The sequence below is a fragment of the Stenotrophomonas sp. YIM B13575 genome, assembly GCF_042787595.1.
GTDB lineage: Bacteria > Pseudomonadota > Gammaproteobacteria > Xanthomonadales > Xanthomonadaceae > Stenotrophomonas > Stenotrophomonas lactitubi_B.
Genome location: NZ_JBHZOP010000022.1, coordinates 16,661 through 30,772, shown reverse-complemented (window position 1 = coordinate 30,772; position 14,112 = coordinate 16,661). Strand labels below are relative to the sequence as shown.

Genomic DNA, 14,112 nt, shown 5'->3' with positions numbered 1-14,112 from the left:
GTCAGGTCTGCGGCCACAACACGGCCAGCAGCAGGGCAGCGAACTGCAGGAGGGTGGCGGCGTACTGGCGCATCAGCAGGCGACGCATGCCGATCCAGCGCGTATCCCAGCCACGCGTCGGCGCCTGTGCGTCCCGCCTGCGCAGGCCGGCCGTGTGCAGTGCCTGGTCCACCCGTTGTGCCGCGTCTTCGCCCTGCAGGCCTTCCTGTTGCAGCAGGCGCAGCAGGCTGGCATCCAACTGCACCCGCACCGCGTAGTACGCCTGCACGACGCCTGCAACCAGGCTCAACAGCAGCAGGCCTGCGGCGAACATCGCCAACCCCGGTTCGATGCCCAGCAGCAACAGGGCCACCAGCAGCAGGCCGAGCGACAACGCGGCAGGCAGGCGTCCCTGCCGCAGCAGCAGATGCATCATCGGCAGATCGGGCACAGCGCTCATGCAACGGTCTCCTGCGCGGCAGCGGCCGCGATCGCCTGTAGATGGACGTCATGCAGCACGATGCCTGGCCGCGCGGTGCGTACGATCGCCACCGCTTCTGCCACATCGTGCGCACGGCCGGTGCGCAGCAACCAGGTCGCCACACTGGCCGCGCTGCGCGAATAGCCCAGTGCACAGCACACCAGCACGGGGCCATGGTCGCGCAGGCGTTCGATGGCGTCCGCCGCCGCACGCAACTGCGCCGCCGATGGCAGCACCAGGTCCAGCATCGGTACGCTGGCATACGCTGCCCCCGGCGCACGACAGGAAAGCTCGGCACAGGTGTCGACCACCCCCACCAAGGGCACGGGCAGTGCAGCACTGGGCAGGCGCCCCAGCCAGACCGCGTCGACGACCGGCACCGGCTGCGGCGCGCGCCGCGTCCACAACCGCGAGTTGATCCACGCCGCAGCCAGGTACGGTGCCAGCAGCCAGCGCGCGGCCATCGTCAACCTGCCATCGGCGCGCTTCTGGAACACCGCCGTGCCCAGACCCGCATAGGCCAACGACACCAGCAGCAACGACACCATCGGCCACAGCAGCCACAATGCGACGCCGCGCAGCATCACCACCGGCACCAGCAGCAGGCCGGCACCCAGCGCATACAACGCCGCCAGCCGCCAACGTTTCGGGTCACCCGTGGCCTGCCAGGCGCGCAACGGCGGCGTGCCCTGCTCCGGCCACAGCCACACGCACAACCAGCCGGCCAGCAGCCCGGTGGGAATGTCGATGAAGTGATGCTGGAAGGTGGTCAGCACCGAAATACCGATCAGCAGCGCCCATACATGCAGCAGCAGCCGCCAGGCACCGTGCAGGTACTGCGCGAACTTCACCCACAGCACGATCAGCAGCACGATGTGCAGCGACGGCGCCTGGTTGAAGGGCTTGTCGAAGCCCAGCAGCACGTCGAACAACCAGCCGAACACACCGCCGATTTCCGGCCGCTCGAAGCTGAAGCGCAGTGGCCACAGCAGGAAGCAGGCCACCGCGATCACCTGCGCACTGAGCAGGCGCAGCGCGTGCCGGTCCAGCTCCAGCCGGCGCCGGCACAGGAAGAACGAGATCGCATAGAACAGGTCGATCGACCAGTACGGCACGATCGTCCACGGCACGAACGGAATCCGCGTTTCCCAGGCGAAGGCCAGCACCGGCAGTTCGGCATGGCGGCCGGCCATCCAGTTGGCGAAGCCATAGCTGGCGAAGAAGAACGGCCCCAGCAGGGCCAGCCACAGCAGGGCGCGCCGCCACGGGCGCGCCTCGCTGGGTAATGCGGTTGCCACCAGCGTCGCCATCACGCGATCCGGCGTGCCAGCGATACGGTGAAGATGCCGAAGTCATCGATACGCTGGGCCACCTTCTGGAAGCCGGCCAGGCGCACCAGTTCGTCCATCTCGTGCTGGGTACGGCGACGCATCACCCATGCCGCGCCACCACGGTGGCTGGTCAACGCACGCGCGATGAACTCCAGCTGCGGATGCCACGGCTGCCCGGTATAGGCCAGGTAACCGCCCACCGGCACCGTCGCGGCGATGCCCTGCAGCGAACGCAGCACCGCATCGTTGTCCGGGAACAGTTCATACAGGCCGGACACCACCGCCAGCGTCGGCGCCGGGTCCACCGCCGCCAGCTGCGCCGGATCAAACGCATCGCCCTGTTCGAAGCGGGCGATGTCGGCCGCGCCGAGGCGCTCGATCAGGGCTTTGCCCTGGGTCACGTTCAGATCGCTGAAATCGCGCAGCACGATGCGGTCGGCCCGCTGTGCGCCCTGGCCGAGTGCTTCCAGCACGTAGCGGCCATGGCCGGCAGCCACGTCCAGCACGCGCACCGGCGCGCCCTGCCCGCGCAGTCGCTGGGCGGCATCGCGCAACAGCTCCTGCAGGTGCTTGCCGCGCACGCGGATGCCGCGCCAACCGATCGCATCCAGATAGTTGCGGTCGACCATCCGGCCCAGCGGGCCCTTGCCCCGTGCTTCATCCCGGTAGATGTAGTCCAGCGTGCTGCCCGAGTCGAAACCGGTCTGCAGGCCCAGCGCGATGCCTTCGGACAGCGTGCCGCCGAAACGCAGGCCACCGCGCACCACGCGCCAGCGCAGGTCGGCCAGGCTGTTGCGCTCCGGCGGCCACGACAGGATCTCCGATTCTTCGAAGGTCGGGCCATGCCGATGCGCATCGCGCCGCGACAGTTCCTGCAGCGGCTCGGCAAAGCGTGCCTGGATGAAGCTGCGGACGCGAGCCAGCGCCGGTGCACGGTCGCGCTCGCCCAGGGTGTCGTGGAAGAAGCCCGGCAGGTGCACGCGCTCCTTGATCGGGCTGGACAGGCGTTCGTAGAAACGGTCCTGCGGGCCGCGATGCACCACGAAGTCCGAACCGGACACCAGCAACTGCACCGGCACGCTGATCGCCTGTGCGTCGGCCACGATGCGGTCGGCCGCTTCGTACAGGCCCAGCAGCACGCGCACCGAGATCGGCCGGGTGATCAGCGGATCGGTGCGGTAGCTTTCCACCCGCGCCGGGTCGTGGGTCAGCCACTGCGGCTTGACGTAGCTGTTGACGAAGAAGTTGCCGCGTAGTTTCTGCATCAGCGCCAGCCCTGCGCGTGCGAACGGCACGTACAGCTTCACCTTGAACGCAGGCGAGGCCATCACCAGTGCGCGCAGGCGCGGCGCGTAATCGTGCACCCAGGTGGCGGCAACCACGGCACCCACGCTCTGCGCGATGACCACGATGTCCTCGATCGCGATGCCGTGCTCGGCGCCGATATGGGCGATGAAACTGTCCAGGTCGCGTACCAGCGCCGGGAAGCCCGGTGCGTCGCCGCGCGTGCCGGGCGAGCGGCCATTGCCGCGCGCGTCCCACGCAAAGAAGGCCGTGTCGGGCAGGTCCAGTTCGTCGACCAGATGGGTGACCCGGCCAGAGTGTTCATGGCCGCGATGCAGCAGCACGATGGCCTTGGCCGACGTGCTTGCCGTAGTGCTCGGCCAGTACCGGTAGAACAGCGGTACCTGGTCGAAGCTGTGGAATTCCCGTTCCTGCGCCTGACGCATGCAATCTCCGTATTGGAATGGCGTGTGGTCGTGTTGTGTTTACTGCGGCGAAACCGCCGATTCCTTCAATCCCCGGCGTACGCGGTTGACCATCGTCACCCCGCACAGCACCGCCATCGCAGCGGCCACGCCGCTGACCGTCATCGCACCGCCCCAGCCGAACGCCAGCAACAGGCCCAGCACGCCGATCACGAACGCGCGGTCGCTCTTGCCCATCGGGCCGTCATAGCGGCGGCTGGCGCCGACCATCAGGCCCAGTACGCCGGCGTACTCGCTCAGCGCGGCGGCCCAGGCCAGCAGCCACAGTGCCTCCGCACGCACGCCCGGCACGCTGAGCAGGCTCAGGTACAGCGCCGCGTCGGCGATCACGTCGCACAACTCGTTCAGATAGGCGCCCAGCCGCGATTGCTGGCCGAACTCGCGGGCCAGCATGCCGTCGACCGCGTTGAGGGCCATGCGCAGCAGCATCCACAGCGGCAGGGCCAGATACAGCAGCGGCTGCGCGGGTGCACAGCACCACACTGCGGCAGCCACCAGCAGCGAGACCACGGCGGCGGCCACGGTCACCGTGTTGGCGGTGACACCCATGCGGTACAGGCCGCGTACGGCCGGACGCAGCAGGTCCTGGAAACGTCCTTTCAATGCATAGATCGACACGATCTGAACCCGCTAATCCTTGGCAGTGCGGGCACAGCCTACCTGATTGCGACAGCGCCACATATCGAATCGCTCCCAATCCCAGTCCATGCAGGCGCTGCCGAGCGGGCCGCGACGGGGGTCTGCAGCGGCCAATTTCCCCCACCAGCGCCCGCCACCGGCCCCCACCGCCTACAATATCGGCCCCGCTCCGCTGCCGATTGCCCTGTCCCCATGACCGCTGATCTGTTGCCCGTCCGCCGGGCCCTCCTTTCCGTTTCCGACAAGACCGGCCTGGTCGAGCTGGCCACCGCGCTGGCTGCACGCGGCGTGGAACTGCTGTCCACCGGCGGTACCGCCAAGGCGATCCGCGACGCGGGCCTGGCCGTGAAGGACGTGGCCGAGGTCACCGGCTTCCCGGAAATGATGGATGGCCGGGTCAAGACCCTGCATCCGATGGTGCATGGCGGCCTGCTGGGCCGCTCCGGCCTGGACGACGCCGTGATGGCCGAGCACGGCATCGGCGCCATCGACCTGCTGGTGCTGAACCTGTATCCGTTCGAAGCGGTCACCGCCAAGGCCGACTGCACCCTGGCCGACGCGGTCGAGAACATCGACATCGGCGGCCCGGCCATGCTGCGCTCGGCGGCCAAGAACTTCGCCCGCGTGGCGGTGGCCACCGATCCGTCGCAGTACGCCGAACTGCTGGCCTCGCTCGACGCCAACAACGGCCAGCTGTCGGCCGGCACCCGTTTCGCGTTCTCGGTAGCCGCGTTCAATCGTGTCGCCCAGTACGACGCGGCGATCAGCAACTACCTGTCTGCCGTCACCGGCACCGACGCTGCCGTGCCGGCACGGGCCGAGTACCCGGCGCAGATGAATTCCACCTTCGTGAAGGTGATGGACCTGCGCTACGGCGAAAACCCGCACCAGAGCGGCGCGTTCTACCGCGACCTGCATCCGGTGCCGGGCACGCTGGCGACGTTCCAGCAGCTGCAGGGCAAGGAACTGAGCTACAACAACCTGGCTGATGCCGATGCGGCATGGGAATGCGTGCGTCAGTTCGATGCACCGGCCTGTGTCATCGTCAAGCATGCCAACCCGTGTGGCGTGGCCGTTGGTGCCGGCAACGGCGACGCCTACGAGCTGGCCTACGCCACCGACCCGACCAGCGCGTTCGGCGGCATCATCGCCTTCAACAAGCCGCTCGACGCTGCCACCGCGCAGGTGATTCTCGACCGCCAGTTCGTGGAAGTGCTGATCGCCCCGGACTACGAGCCGGCCGCGCTGGAATACGCGCAGAAGAAGGCCAACGTGCGCGTGCTGCGCATCCCGCACGGCGATGGCCTGAACAACTTCGACAACAAGCGCGTGGGCTCCGGCCTGCTGCTGCAGTCGTCGGACAACCGCGGCATGACCCGCGACGAACTGAAGGTGGTCAGCAAGCTGGCGCCGACCGACAAGCAGTTCACCGACCTGCTGTTCGCCTGGAAGGTCGCCAAGTTCGTGAAGTCCAACGCGATCGTCTACGCCAAGGACAACCGCACCATCGGTGTCGGCGCCGGCCAGATGAGCCGCGTGTACTCGGCGCGCATCGCCGGCATCAAGGCGGCCGATGCGAACCTGGTGGTCGAGGGTTCGGTGATGGCCTCCGATGCGTTCTTCCCGTTCCGCGATGGCATCGACGCTGCCGCCGCGGCCGGCATCAAGGCGGTGATCCAGCCGGGCGGTTCGATGCGCGACGCGGAAGTCATCGCCGCCGCCGACGAACATGGCCTGGCCATGGTGTTCACCGGCGTTCGCCACTTCCGCCACTGATTACTGGAGCGACACGGATGTCTGCAGTCTCTTTGAAACCCATCGCCGTGCTCGCCTTCGCCGGCACGGCCCTGCTGGCCGCTTGCAAGCCGGCCGCTGAACCCGCCTCTGGCCCGCAGGCGGAGCCTGCAAAGGCAGCCGCCGCCGAGCCCACCGCCCATGTCAGCCGCACCGCGCGGCTGCAGGCGTTCCTGACCGAGCGCTACGGCAAGGAGGCCAAGCTGTCAGGTGAGTGGCGCGGTACCTGGACCCAGGACGGCGATGTGCGCGCGACCGACTGGCAGGTCTGCGCCGAGCAGCCGGTGGTAACCGGCGACAGCTGGCAGCAGCTGCTGGCCGTGTGTGGCTCGCCGCTCGACGGTGCCCACCCGGATCCGGGCGCGATCGACTTCTTCGTACTGCGGCCCAGCGGCGATCGTTTCAGCATCGCCGCCGAGCTCACCGGACAGAATTTCGGCAGCCAGGGCCAGCCCGGCACGGTCAGCATCATCCGCGCCGGCAGCGACTTCTATGGCTTCCGCATCGAGCACGGCTGGTTCGGCCAAGGCTATTCGCTGATCTCGCAGAACCTGGTGCTGCCGGGCCCGAACGGCTTGGTCGACGCTGGCAGCCTGCGCAGCCATATCGACAATGCCGCGGCCTATGACTGCGACGATGCCGAATTTGCCGAAGAGTGCCGGACCGGGGTGTTCAACCTCGACTTCGCGCTGCGCTTCGACAGCAGCGACCCCAGCGCGCGCATCTGGCCGCTGACGGTGGAAGAGGTCGGCAGCAGCTGCGGTGGCAAAACGGTACGGCAGGAACATCGCTTCACCCTCGACCCAAAGTCCTGGACCTACTCCTTCCCCGAATCGCTGCAACGCGAAGGCTGCGAATGACGCACACGCGCCGCCGGGGACCTGGAACTTTCCTTCCCACGCAATCTGGAATCTCGTGATGAACGTACTTGTCATCGGCTCTGGCGGCCGCGAACACGCCCTGGCATGGAAGCTGGCCCAGTCCTCCCGTGTCACTGAAGTGCTCGTGGCGCCCGGCAATGCCGGCACCGCCAACGAAGACAAGTGCCGCAACGTGGCGGTGAAGGTCACCGACATCGATGGCCTGCTCGCCCTGGCCCAGGCCGAAGGCGTGGCGCTGACCGTGGTCGGCCCGGAAGTGCCGCTGGTGGCCGGCGTGGTCGACCGCTTCCGCGCCGCCGGCCTGCGCATCTTCGGACCGACGGCTGCCGCCGCGCAGCTGGAAGGCAGCAAGGCCTACGCCAAGGACTTCCTGGCCCGCCACAACATCCCCACCGCGTTCTATTCGGTGCACACCGAAGTGGACGCGGCACTGGCCTACCTGCGCGAGAAGGGCGCGCCGATCGTGGTCAAGGCCGACGGCCTGGCCGCCGGCAAGGGCGTGATCGTGGCGATGACGCTGGCCGAAGCCGAAGACGCCGTGCGTGACATGCTCTCAGGCAACGCCTTCGGCGATGCCGGCGCGCGCGTGGTGATCGAGGAATTCCTTGACGGCGAGGAGGCCAGCTTCATTTCGATGGTCGACGGCGTGCATGCATTGCCGATGGCCACCTCGCAGGATCACAAGCGCGTCGGCGACGACGACACCGGCCCGAACACCGGCGGCATGGGTGCGTATTCGCCGGCGCCGGTGGTCACGCCCGAGGTGCATGCACGGGTGATGCGCGAGGTGGTCAACCCGACCGTGCAGGGCATGATCGCCGATGGCATTCCGTTCACCGGCTTCCTCTACGCGGGCCTGATGATCGATGCCAGCGGCGCGCCGAAGGTGATCGAGTTCAATGTGCGTTTCGGCGACCCGGAAACGCAGCCGGTGATGCTGCGCCTGCAGTCGGACCTGGTGGAGCTGGTGGAAGCGGCGATCGATGGTCGCCTGGACCAGGTGGACGCGCAGTGGGATCCGCGGCCGTCACTGGGCGTGGTCCTGGCCGCGAAGCCCTATCCGGAAGCGCCGATCACCGGTGAGGTGATCTCCGGTCTGGACGAGGTGCCGGCAACGGCCAAGGTGTTCCATGCCGGCACGACGCTGGATGCGCAGGGCCAGGTGCTCAGCGCCGGCGGCCGCGTGCTGTGCGTGGCTGCACTGGGTGACAGCGTGCGCGACGCGCAGGCGAACGCGTATGCCGGCGTGGCCAAGGTGGGCTGGGCCAACGAGTTCCACCGCACCGACATCGGCTGGCGCGCGATCGCGCGCGAGGGTTGAGGTCCACGCGGCATCGGGACATCCACGCATGGCGTGGATCTACTGGTGCTGCACCGGCCGGGTAGATCCACGCCGTGCCTGGATGAAGGCCCGGCCTTGCCCAGTTCCCAGTATCAGGAGCACGGAATGCCCAATCAGCAGAACTATCCCGAAGGCATTGATTGCGTCTGGCTGGGCGTGGACCAGGCTGGCGCGGTTGCGGCCTTCGTCACTGCAGGTGAGGGCGAAATTCCGACGGCGCTTCTGACAGGCGCCGTCGTGGACATCCTCCAGATTGAAGCGATGCTGCTGGACCTCCCTGTCGTGGGGGAAGCCGTGATGCACATGGACCTCCCCCGAGCGGATGACTATCTGGCCATGGCCTCGCGCGGTCTGTACGTCTACGACTGGAGCCGTAACCAGTACACACGCTTTGCCACACCTACAGTAGCCATCCAGCACTCCGTACTCACTGAAACGCTACAGGTAGCGGCGGACCTTGCGGTGTTTACGTCCGTAGACTTCCCGAAACGCACGTCCCTGTCGATCAACCCGATGATCGAGGCGGTCCAACTCCGTATGCTGTGATGCTGCCTTTCGCCTTCCGAAACAGAAAAGGCCCGGCATTGCCGGGCCTTTCACATTCACTCACAGAACCGCTTCCAAGCCTTTGCGGTCAATAAGATTGAGTAGCTTCAGCGATGGTCCACTCGGCTTCTTGTCACCCTGCTCCCAGCTACGGACCGTGGACACACTGGTATTGAGCACCCCCGCGAAAACCGGCTGACTGAGTTGAAGCGAGGTGCGGAGCGCCCGAATCTGGGCACTGCTGTACTCGGGCACCGTTTCAAGGCAAAGCGCCGCGTAGGTATTCATCCGACGTTTGTCGATGACGCCATGCGCATGGAGTCCGGTCGCCGTGTCGTAGATCGCCTCCAGAAGGGCGCTCTTGGCGCGCGTGCGTTCAGAGGTCTTGGTCACGACAGATTTCATACAGTTCTCCGGACATCAGGGCAGACGCAATCTGTGCACCACTCATACCGAACAGGTCAGTTGCAAGTCCTAGGAGCAGGTCACGTTCGGTACTGCTGATCGTCGCACGCTGGTTCTTCTCATAGCCAAAGAGAAAGAACCAGTGACTCCCTCGCTGCGTTGCAATCAGGGTTCGAACACTGCCGCGCTTGCCACGACCCGGCAAGGCGACCCGCTTCTTGAAGACACCGCCGCCGAGGCTCGCGTCGATCAGTCCCCGGCGCATTTCATCCACTGCCCGACACAACGCCTCATCAGTCAGTGTAGAGCGGCGCATGCTGCGTTCGAAACTACGGGTGCGGAATACACGTGGCATGATCATACCGTGCCACTTAGTGGTACGGCGTGAAAATCAGGACCTGGTGTGTGCCGACGTAGGAATGGTCAGTGTCGAAATGTAGCCACAGTGCGCGCCGTGCGTGAATCGCCACGGGCGGGAAAAGAAAAGGCCCGGCAATGCCGGGCCTTCTCTTTTCTTCAACGCCACCCGCGCCTTACGCGGTGAACAGCGCCTTCATCTTCTTCAGCGCGTTCGCTTCGACCTGGCGGATACGCTCGGCCGACACGCCGTACTCGTCCGCCAGTTCCTGCAGCGTCACCTTGCTGTCCGCATCCAGCCAGCGGCGGCGGATGATGTCGCGCGAACGCGCATCCAGTTCCGCCAGGCCTTCGCGCAGCAGCTGCATCTGGTTGTCTTCGCTGTCCTCGCGCTCGTAGGCCATCGACGGGTCCTCGTCATTGGCCACCAGATACGCAGCCGGCGACGGCGGCGCGTGGTCGTTGTCTTCATCGGTCGGCGCATCGAAACCGATATCGCGGCCGGACAGGCGCGATTCCATTTCCAGCACTTCGCGCTCGGACACGTTCAGGTCCTTGGCCACCGCGCTGACTTCGGCAGCGTTCATCCAGCCCAGGCGCTTCTTCGACTTGCGCAGGTTGAAGAACAGCTTGCGCTGCGCCTTGGTCGTGGCGACCTTGACGATGCGCCAGTTCTTCAGGATGAACTCGTGCATCTCGGCACGGATCCAATGCACGGCGAAGGACACCAGGCGCACGCCCATGTCGGGGTCGAAGCGCTTGACCGCCTTCATCAGGCCGATGTTGCCTTCCTGGATCAGGTCGCCCAGCGCAAGGCCGTAGCCGTTGTAACCGCGGGCCACGTGCACCACGAAGCGCAGGTGCGAATGCACCAGCTCGCGGGCAGCGTCCAGATCATTGCCGTCGCGGAAGCGACGGGCCAGGTCCTGTTCGTTATCGACCGACAGCACCGGGATCTGGTGCACGGCACCGATGTAGGCGTCCAGCGAACCGAGCGCACTGGGAATCGGCAGATTGTTTGCCACAAGGGCAGTAGAGGTGTTCTGGCTCATAGGCACCCATCTTAGCAGTCTGGGATTTGGACTGCTAAAGGAGGAAAAAGTTCCAGCATTCCACTGATGAAACACTGGTCCCAAACAGAGCCCTACCGTAACGCGATTTGATGACAGTGGCGAGCGCGCTTTTCGGGATACATAATCCCTTGCAATTCAATCCCCTGGCCCGGAAAGCACGGCCAATCCGGGTCAAAGGGAGCTGAACAGGCGGCGGTTTCGCCCTCAATCACCGGGCAGCGTTGCCCAGCGTTCAGCCCGATGGCGCCAGCGACGCCCGCGGCGGCAGCGACCAGTCGATCGAGTCCTGCCCACGGCGCTGCAGGTACTCGTTGGCCATCGAAAAATGACGGCAGCCAAGGAAGCCACGGTGCGCCGACAGCGGCGACGGATGCGGCGATTTCAGCACGCGATGGCGACCCGTATCGATCACCTTGCCCTTCTGCTGCGCATAGGCGCCCCAGAGCATGAACACCAGGCCCTCGCGCTCGCGGTTGAGCACGTCCACCACGTGGTCGGTGAAGCCTTCCCAGCCGCGCCCCTGGTGGGCACCGGCCTTGCCCTCTTCCACCGTAAGCACGGCGTTGAGCAGCAGCACGCCGCGCTGTGCCCAGGGAATCAGGCAGCCATGATCGGGGCGCGGGATGGCGAGGTCACCCTCGATCTCCTTGTAGATGTTCAACAGCGACGGCGGCACCGGCACGCCCGGCTGCACCGAGAAACTCAAGCCATGGGCCTGACCGCGGCCGTGGTACGGGTCCTGGCCGAGGATGACCACTTTCACCTGGTCGAACGGGGTGGCATCGAACGCGGCGAAGATCTGCGGGCCGGGCGGGAACACCGCCGCACCGCTGGCCTTGCGCTGCCGCAGGAAGCTGGACAGCTCGCGCATCTGCGGCTGCAGCAGGTAATCGCCCACACGCTGTTTCCAGCTCGGTTCCAGCTGGATCGCCGGGGTGTCCACTACTTCATCGATCATCGCAACACGTCATCGCAACAGGGGTCCATCATTCAACCGGGCCAGCCGCAGCTGGAACAGCACCTTGGTGATCAGCAGGCGCTCTTCGATCGGCTTCAGCACCAGGTCGTTGGCGCCAGCCTGCAGCAGACCGGTCTGGTTGTGCGGATTGCCATCGCCGGTCATCACCAGCACCGGCAGGCGGCGCTTGCCGTAGCCGAAGTCCACGCGCACGCGCTGCACCACGTCGCGGCCGCTCAGCTCCCCCTTCAGGGTCACATCGGTCAGCACCAGATCGATGCGATGGCGGCTGCGCCCCAGCGATTCGGCGGTGAGCAGGGTGAACGCCTCCTCGGCGCTGACCACATGCATCACGTTGAGCTGCTGGCGCTCGAGCATGCGCTTGGTCGCCTCGGCCACCACCCGGCTGTCCTCGATGTAGAGGATGGTCGCGCCGGGAATGGTCTGCGGCTGCACGTAGCCGCGCACGAACGTCGCCAGGGCCTCGTGGCCCAGCGATTTGTCGAAGTAATCGGTGACGTACTCGGTGAAGCGGCGCTGCTCCAGGTGCTGCTGGGCGTCGCCGGAGACCACGATCACCGGCACATAGGCCTGCCCGGCGGCTTCGCGCACCATCCGTGCCAGCGCCAGGCCGTCGCCATCGCGCAGGGTCAACGAAGTGGTGACCAGATCGACCGGGCCCTGCGCCAGCGCATGCTGTGCGTCTTCGATGCTGTCGCAGCCGATCACCTCCACGCCCGGCAGATCACGCTGCAGGACGTCGGCGATCAGCTTGCGCACCAGCTTGGAACCGTCAACCACCATCACCCGCGTCGCGGGCCCTTCAAGGTGCTTCAGCGCTTGCGGTTGCATGCCGGTCTCAGGTGTCGGTCGGGCGGGTCTGGCGGAGGAAGTGGCCGGTCACCAGCCATGCACCCAGCCAGCCCAGCAACAAGGTGCCGAGCAGTACCAGGCTGCCATGCAGCAGGTCCAGCCCATGCAGCACGAACGGGCTGCCATAGCTGCGCGACAGTTCGGCCAGCGGCGCGCGCAGGGCGGCACCGGCAATACCGATCAGGCCCAGCGCGACCGCGCCGGCGCCCAGGCCATACCAGGCGCCCAGGTACAGGAACGGGCGGCGGATGAAGCCATCGCTGGCGCCGAGCAGCTGCAGCACGCCGATTTCCTCGCGGCGGGCCTGGATGTCCAGGCGCACGGTGTTGCCGACCACCAGCGCCGCACCGGCGCCGAGCAGCACCGACAACACCTGCACCAGCCGCGCGCCGAACGCGAGCCACGCGTCCAGGCGCTGGCGCCACAACGCGTCATGCTGGACCAGGTCCGCCCCGGGCAGGCTTTCCAGCGCGCGCGCCAGCCGCGCATCGTCCTGGCCCTGGCCGGGAGTGATCACCAGCAGCGAGGGCAACGGGTTGTCATTGAGTGCGTCGATGGCTTCGCCGAGACCGGCCTGGCGCAGTTCCTCCAGGCCCTGTTCCGGCGTGCGCACGGTGACGCTGGCCACGTCCGGGCGATCGCGCAGCTCACCGGCCAGGCGCAGCGCACCGGGGCCGTCGACGTCGGCCTTCAGGAACACGTTGATGTCGCGCGACTGCTGCACGCTGCCGGCGAACTGCTTGAGGTTGTCCAGCGCGATCGACAGGCCCAGCGGCAACGCGAGGGCCAGCGCCATGACCATCACAGTCAGCAGCGTCGCCCACGGTTTGCGGCAGGCACGACCGAGGCTGAACACCACGCTGTGCACGTGATGCTGGAACCACACGCCCAGGCGCGACGGCGCAGCGGCTTCGGTGTTTTCGTTCTTGGCCATGGTTACTCCGCCAGATCCTGCGGCGAGATGTCGTCCACCAGCCGGCCGTGGTCGAGGATCAGCACGCGCTTGCGCATGTGGCGCAGCAGCGGCAGGTCGTGACTGACCACCAGCACGCTGGTGCCGCGCGCGGGCAGCTCGGCGAACAGGGACATGATTTCCGCCGCCAGGGTCGGGTCGAGGTTGCCGGTCGGTTCGTCGGCCACCAGCAGCTTGGGCTCGCCGACGATCGCACGGGCGATGCCGACGCGCTGCTGCTCACCGGCCGACAGCTGCGAGGGCAGCGCCTTCTCGCGGTGGCCCAGGCCCATGCGCTCGAGCACCGAACGCACGCGCTTGTTGATGTCGCCACGGCGGGTGCCGCGCAGGATCAGAGGCAGGGCCACGTTCTCGGCGATGGAGCGGTCCATCAGCAGGCGGTGGTCCTGGTAGACCGCGCCGACCGCGCGTCGATGCCGCGGCACATCGCCGCCGCGCACCTTCAGCAGGTTGCGCTCGTCGAACATCACCGCCCCGCGGCTGGGCCGCTCGTCGAGGTGGATCAACTTGAGCAGGGTGCTCTTGCCCGCCCCGGAGTGACCGGTGACGAACAGCATTTCGCCCGGCGCGACCTCGAAGCTGACATCGGTCAGGGCTTCGTGGCCACCGGCGTACTGTTTGCTGACATTGTCGAAGCGCAGGACACTCATGCCCCGATTATGCAGGACCGGCGCGACAGATCGGTAGCGCCGGGCCGCATCGTGGGTGCCG

Annotated in this window: 15 protein-coding genes; 4 read left to right on the top strand and 11 right to left on the bottom strand. The window is 66.7% G+C overall.

Features of this window, described 5'->3' with window-relative positions:
* Position 1: 1 nt before the first annotated feature.
* Genes ACFX4F_RS05320 through ACFX4F_RS05305 form a run of 4 tightly spaced genes read right to left on the bottom strand, consistent with a single transcriptional unit; the run spans position 2 to position 4,178 of the window.
* Positions 2–439 carry a hypothetical protein gene (locus ACFX4F_RS05320; RefSeq protein ID WP_380652956.1) on the bottom strand — a complete coding sequence of 146 codons (438 nt, stop codon included), beginning with the start codon at positions 437–439 and terminating at the stop codon, positions 2–4.
* Positions 436–1,770 (bottom strand): phosphatase PAP2/dual specificity phosphatase family protein, encoded by a 1,335-nt coding sequence (locus tag ACFX4F_RS05315; RefSeq protein ID WP_380652953.1) that lies wholly within the window; start codon positions 1,768–1,770, stop codon positions 436–438. Before ACFX4F_RS05315 ends, ACFX4F_RS05320 begins: the two co-directional genes overlap by 4 nt.
* Positions 1,770–3,521 (bottom strand): bifunctional alpha/beta hydrolase/class I SAM-dependent methyltransferase, encoded by a 1,752-nt coding sequence (locus ACFX4F_RS05310; RefSeq protein WP_380652950.1) that lies wholly within the window; start codon positions 3,519–3,521, stop codon positions 1,770–1,772. Before ACFX4F_RS05310 ends, ACFX4F_RS05315 begins: the two co-directional genes overlap by 1 nt.
* Before the next feature lie 39 nt (positions 3,522–3,560).
* On the bottom strand, positions 3,561–4,178 hold the full coding sequence (locus ACFX4F_RS05305) for a CDP-alcohol phosphatidyltransferase family protein (RefSeq protein WP_380652947.1): 618 nt from the start codon (positions 4,176–4,178) through the stop codon (positions 3,561–3,563).
* Positions 4,179–4,391: 213 nt separating this feature from the next.
* Between ACFX4F_RS05305 and purH the strand changes: the two genes are divergently transcribed.
* The 4 genes from purH to ACFX4F_RS05285 all read left to right on the top strand — a co-directional run bounded on the left by purH (position 4,392) and on the right by ACFX4F_RS05285 (position 8,762).
* Positions 4,392–5,975 carry a bifunctional phosphoribosylaminoimidazolecarboxamide formyltransferase/IMP cyclohydrolase gene (purH, locus tag ACFX4F_RS05300; RefSeq protein ID WP_380652944.1) on the top strand — a complete coding sequence of 528 codons (1,584 nt, stop codon included), beginning with the start codon at positions 4,392–4,394 and terminating at the stop codon, positions 5,973–5,975.
* Between the two features lie 17 nt (positions 5,976–5,992).
* On the top strand, positions 5,993–6,853 hold the full coding sequence (locus ACFX4F_RS05295; protein ID WP_380652941.1) for a hypothetical protein: 861 nt from the start codon (positions 5,993–5,995) through the stop codon (positions 6,851–6,853).
* A 58-nt stretch (positions 6,854–6,911) separates the two neighbouring features.
* The gene (gene purD / locus ACFX4F_RS05290; protein WP_099820461.1) at positions 6,912–8,195 is read left to right on the top strand and encodes a phosphoribosylamine--glycine ligase; all 1,284 of its coding nucleotides are present in this window, start codon (positions 6,912–6,914) and stop codon (positions 8,193–8,195) included.
* A 126-nt stretch (positions 8,196–8,321) separates the two neighbouring features.
* Positions 8,322–8,762 carry a hypothetical protein gene (locus ACFX4F_RS05285; RefSeq protein WP_099820460.1) on the top strand — a complete coding sequence of 147 codons (441 nt, stop codon included), beginning with the start codon at positions 8,322–8,324 and terminating at the stop codon, positions 8,760–8,762.
* 60 nt (positions 8,763–8,822) lie between these two features.
* On the opposite strand, the gene ACFX4F_RS05280 is transcribed toward ACFX4F_RS05285, so the two are convergent.
* From ACFX4F_RS05280 to ftsE, 7 genes are all read right to left on the bottom strand, one after another.
* Entirely contained in the window at positions 8,823–9,155 is a 333-nt protein-coding gene (locus tag ACFX4F_RS05280; RefSeq protein WP_099820459.1) for a DNA-binding transcriptional regulator, read from the bottom strand.
* Complete coding sequence (locus ACFX4F_RS05275) at positions 9,139–9,528, bottom strand: type II toxin-antitoxin system RelE/ParE family toxin (protein ID WP_207761039.1); 390 nt, start codon at positions 9,526–9,528, stop codon at positions 9,139–9,141. The genes ACFX4F_RS05280 and ACFX4F_RS05275 overlap by 17 nt, the downstream gene beginning before the upstream one ends.
* 172 nt (positions 9,529–9,700) lie before the next feature.
* Positions 9,701–10,576: an RNA polymerase sigma factor RpoH gene (gene rpoH, locus ACFX4F_RS05270; RefSeq protein ID WP_025878613.1), complete on the bottom strand. Its 876-nt coding sequence runs from the start codon at positions 10,574–10,576 to the stop codon at positions 9,701–9,703.
* 253 nt (positions 10,577–10,829) lie between these two features.
* Positions 10,830–11,555, bottom strand: a complete 726-nt coding sequence (gene ung / locus ACFX4F_RS05265; protein ID WP_099820458.1) for a uracil-DNA glycosylase — start codon at positions 11,553–11,555, stop codon at positions 10,830–10,832.
* A gap of 9 nt (positions 11,556–11,564) precedes the next feature.
* Complete coding sequence (locus ACFX4F_RS05260; RefSeq protein WP_025878611.1) at positions 11,565–12,407, bottom strand: response regulator; 843 nt, start codon at positions 12,405–12,407, stop codon at positions 11,565–11,567.
* A gap of 7 nt (positions 12,408–12,414) precedes the next feature.
* Positions 12,415–13,362: a permease-like cell division protein FtsX gene (gene ftsX, locus ACFX4F_RS05255; protein WP_099820457.1), complete on the bottom strand. Its 948-nt coding sequence runs from the start codon at positions 13,360–13,362 to the stop codon at positions 12,415–12,417.
* A 2-nt stretch (positions 13,363–13,364) separates the two neighbouring features.
* Complete coding sequence (gene ftsE / locus ACFX4F_RS05250; protein WP_025878609.1) at positions 13,365–14,051, bottom strand: cell division ATP-binding protein FtsE; 687 nt, start codon at positions 14,049–14,051, stop codon at positions 13,365–13,367.
* Between the last annotated feature and the right edge of the window lie 61 nt (positions 14,052–14,112).

Bases quoted from the DNA above. Each gene is read 5' to 3' on its own strand.
- rpoH (WP_025878613.1), bottom strand. From the start codon at position 10,576: ATGAGCCAGAACACCTCTACTGCCCTTGTGGCAAACAATCTGCCGATT.
- ung (WP_099820458.1), bottom strand. From the start codon at position 11,555: ATGATCGATGAAGTAGTGGACACCCCGGCGATCCAGCTGGAACCGAGC.
- ftsX (WP_099820457.1), bottom strand. From the start codon at position 13,362: ATGGCCAAGAACGAAAACACCGAAGCCGCTGCGCCGTCGCGCCTGGGC.
- ACFX4F_RS05260 (WP_025878611.1), bottom strand. From the start codon at position 12,407: ATGCAACCGCAAGCGCTGAAGCACCTTGAAGGGCCCGCGACGCGGGTG.
- ACFX4F_RS05285 (WP_099820460.1), top strand. From the start codon at position 8,322: ATGCCCAATCAGCAGAACTATCCCGAAGGCATTGATTGCGTCTGGCTG.
- ACFX4F_RS05315 (WP_380652953.1), bottom strand. From the start codon at position 1,770: ATGGCGACGCTGGTGGCAACCGCATTACCCAGCGAGGCGCGCCCGTGG.
- purD (WP_099820461.1), top strand. From the start codon at position 6,912: ATGAACGTACTTGTCATCGGCTCTGGCGGCCGCGAACACGCCCTGGCA.
- ftsE (WP_025878609.1), bottom strand. From the start codon at position 14,051: ATGAGTGTCCTGCGCTTCGACAATGTCAGCAAACAGTACGCCGGTGGC.
- ACFX4F_RS05295 (WP_380652941.1), top strand. From the start codon at position 5,993: ATGTCTGCAGTCTCTTTGAAACCCATCGCCGTGCTCGCCTTCGCCGGC.
- ACFX4F_RS05320 (WP_380652956.1), bottom strand. From the start codon at position 439: ATGAGCGCTGTGCCCGATCTGCCGATGATGCATCTGCTGCTGCGGCAG.
- purH (WP_380652944.1), top strand. From the start codon at position 4,392: ATGACCGCTGATCTGTTGCCCGTCCGCCGGGCCCTCCTTTCCGTTTCC.
- ACFX4F_RS05310 (WP_380652950.1), bottom strand. From the start codon at position 3,521: ATGCGTCAGGCGCAGGAACGGGAATTCCACAGCTTCGACCAGGTACCG.
- ACFX4F_RS05275 (WP_207761039.1), bottom strand. From the start codon at position 9,528: ATGATCATGCCACGTGTATTCCGCACCCGTAGTTTCGAACGCAGCATG.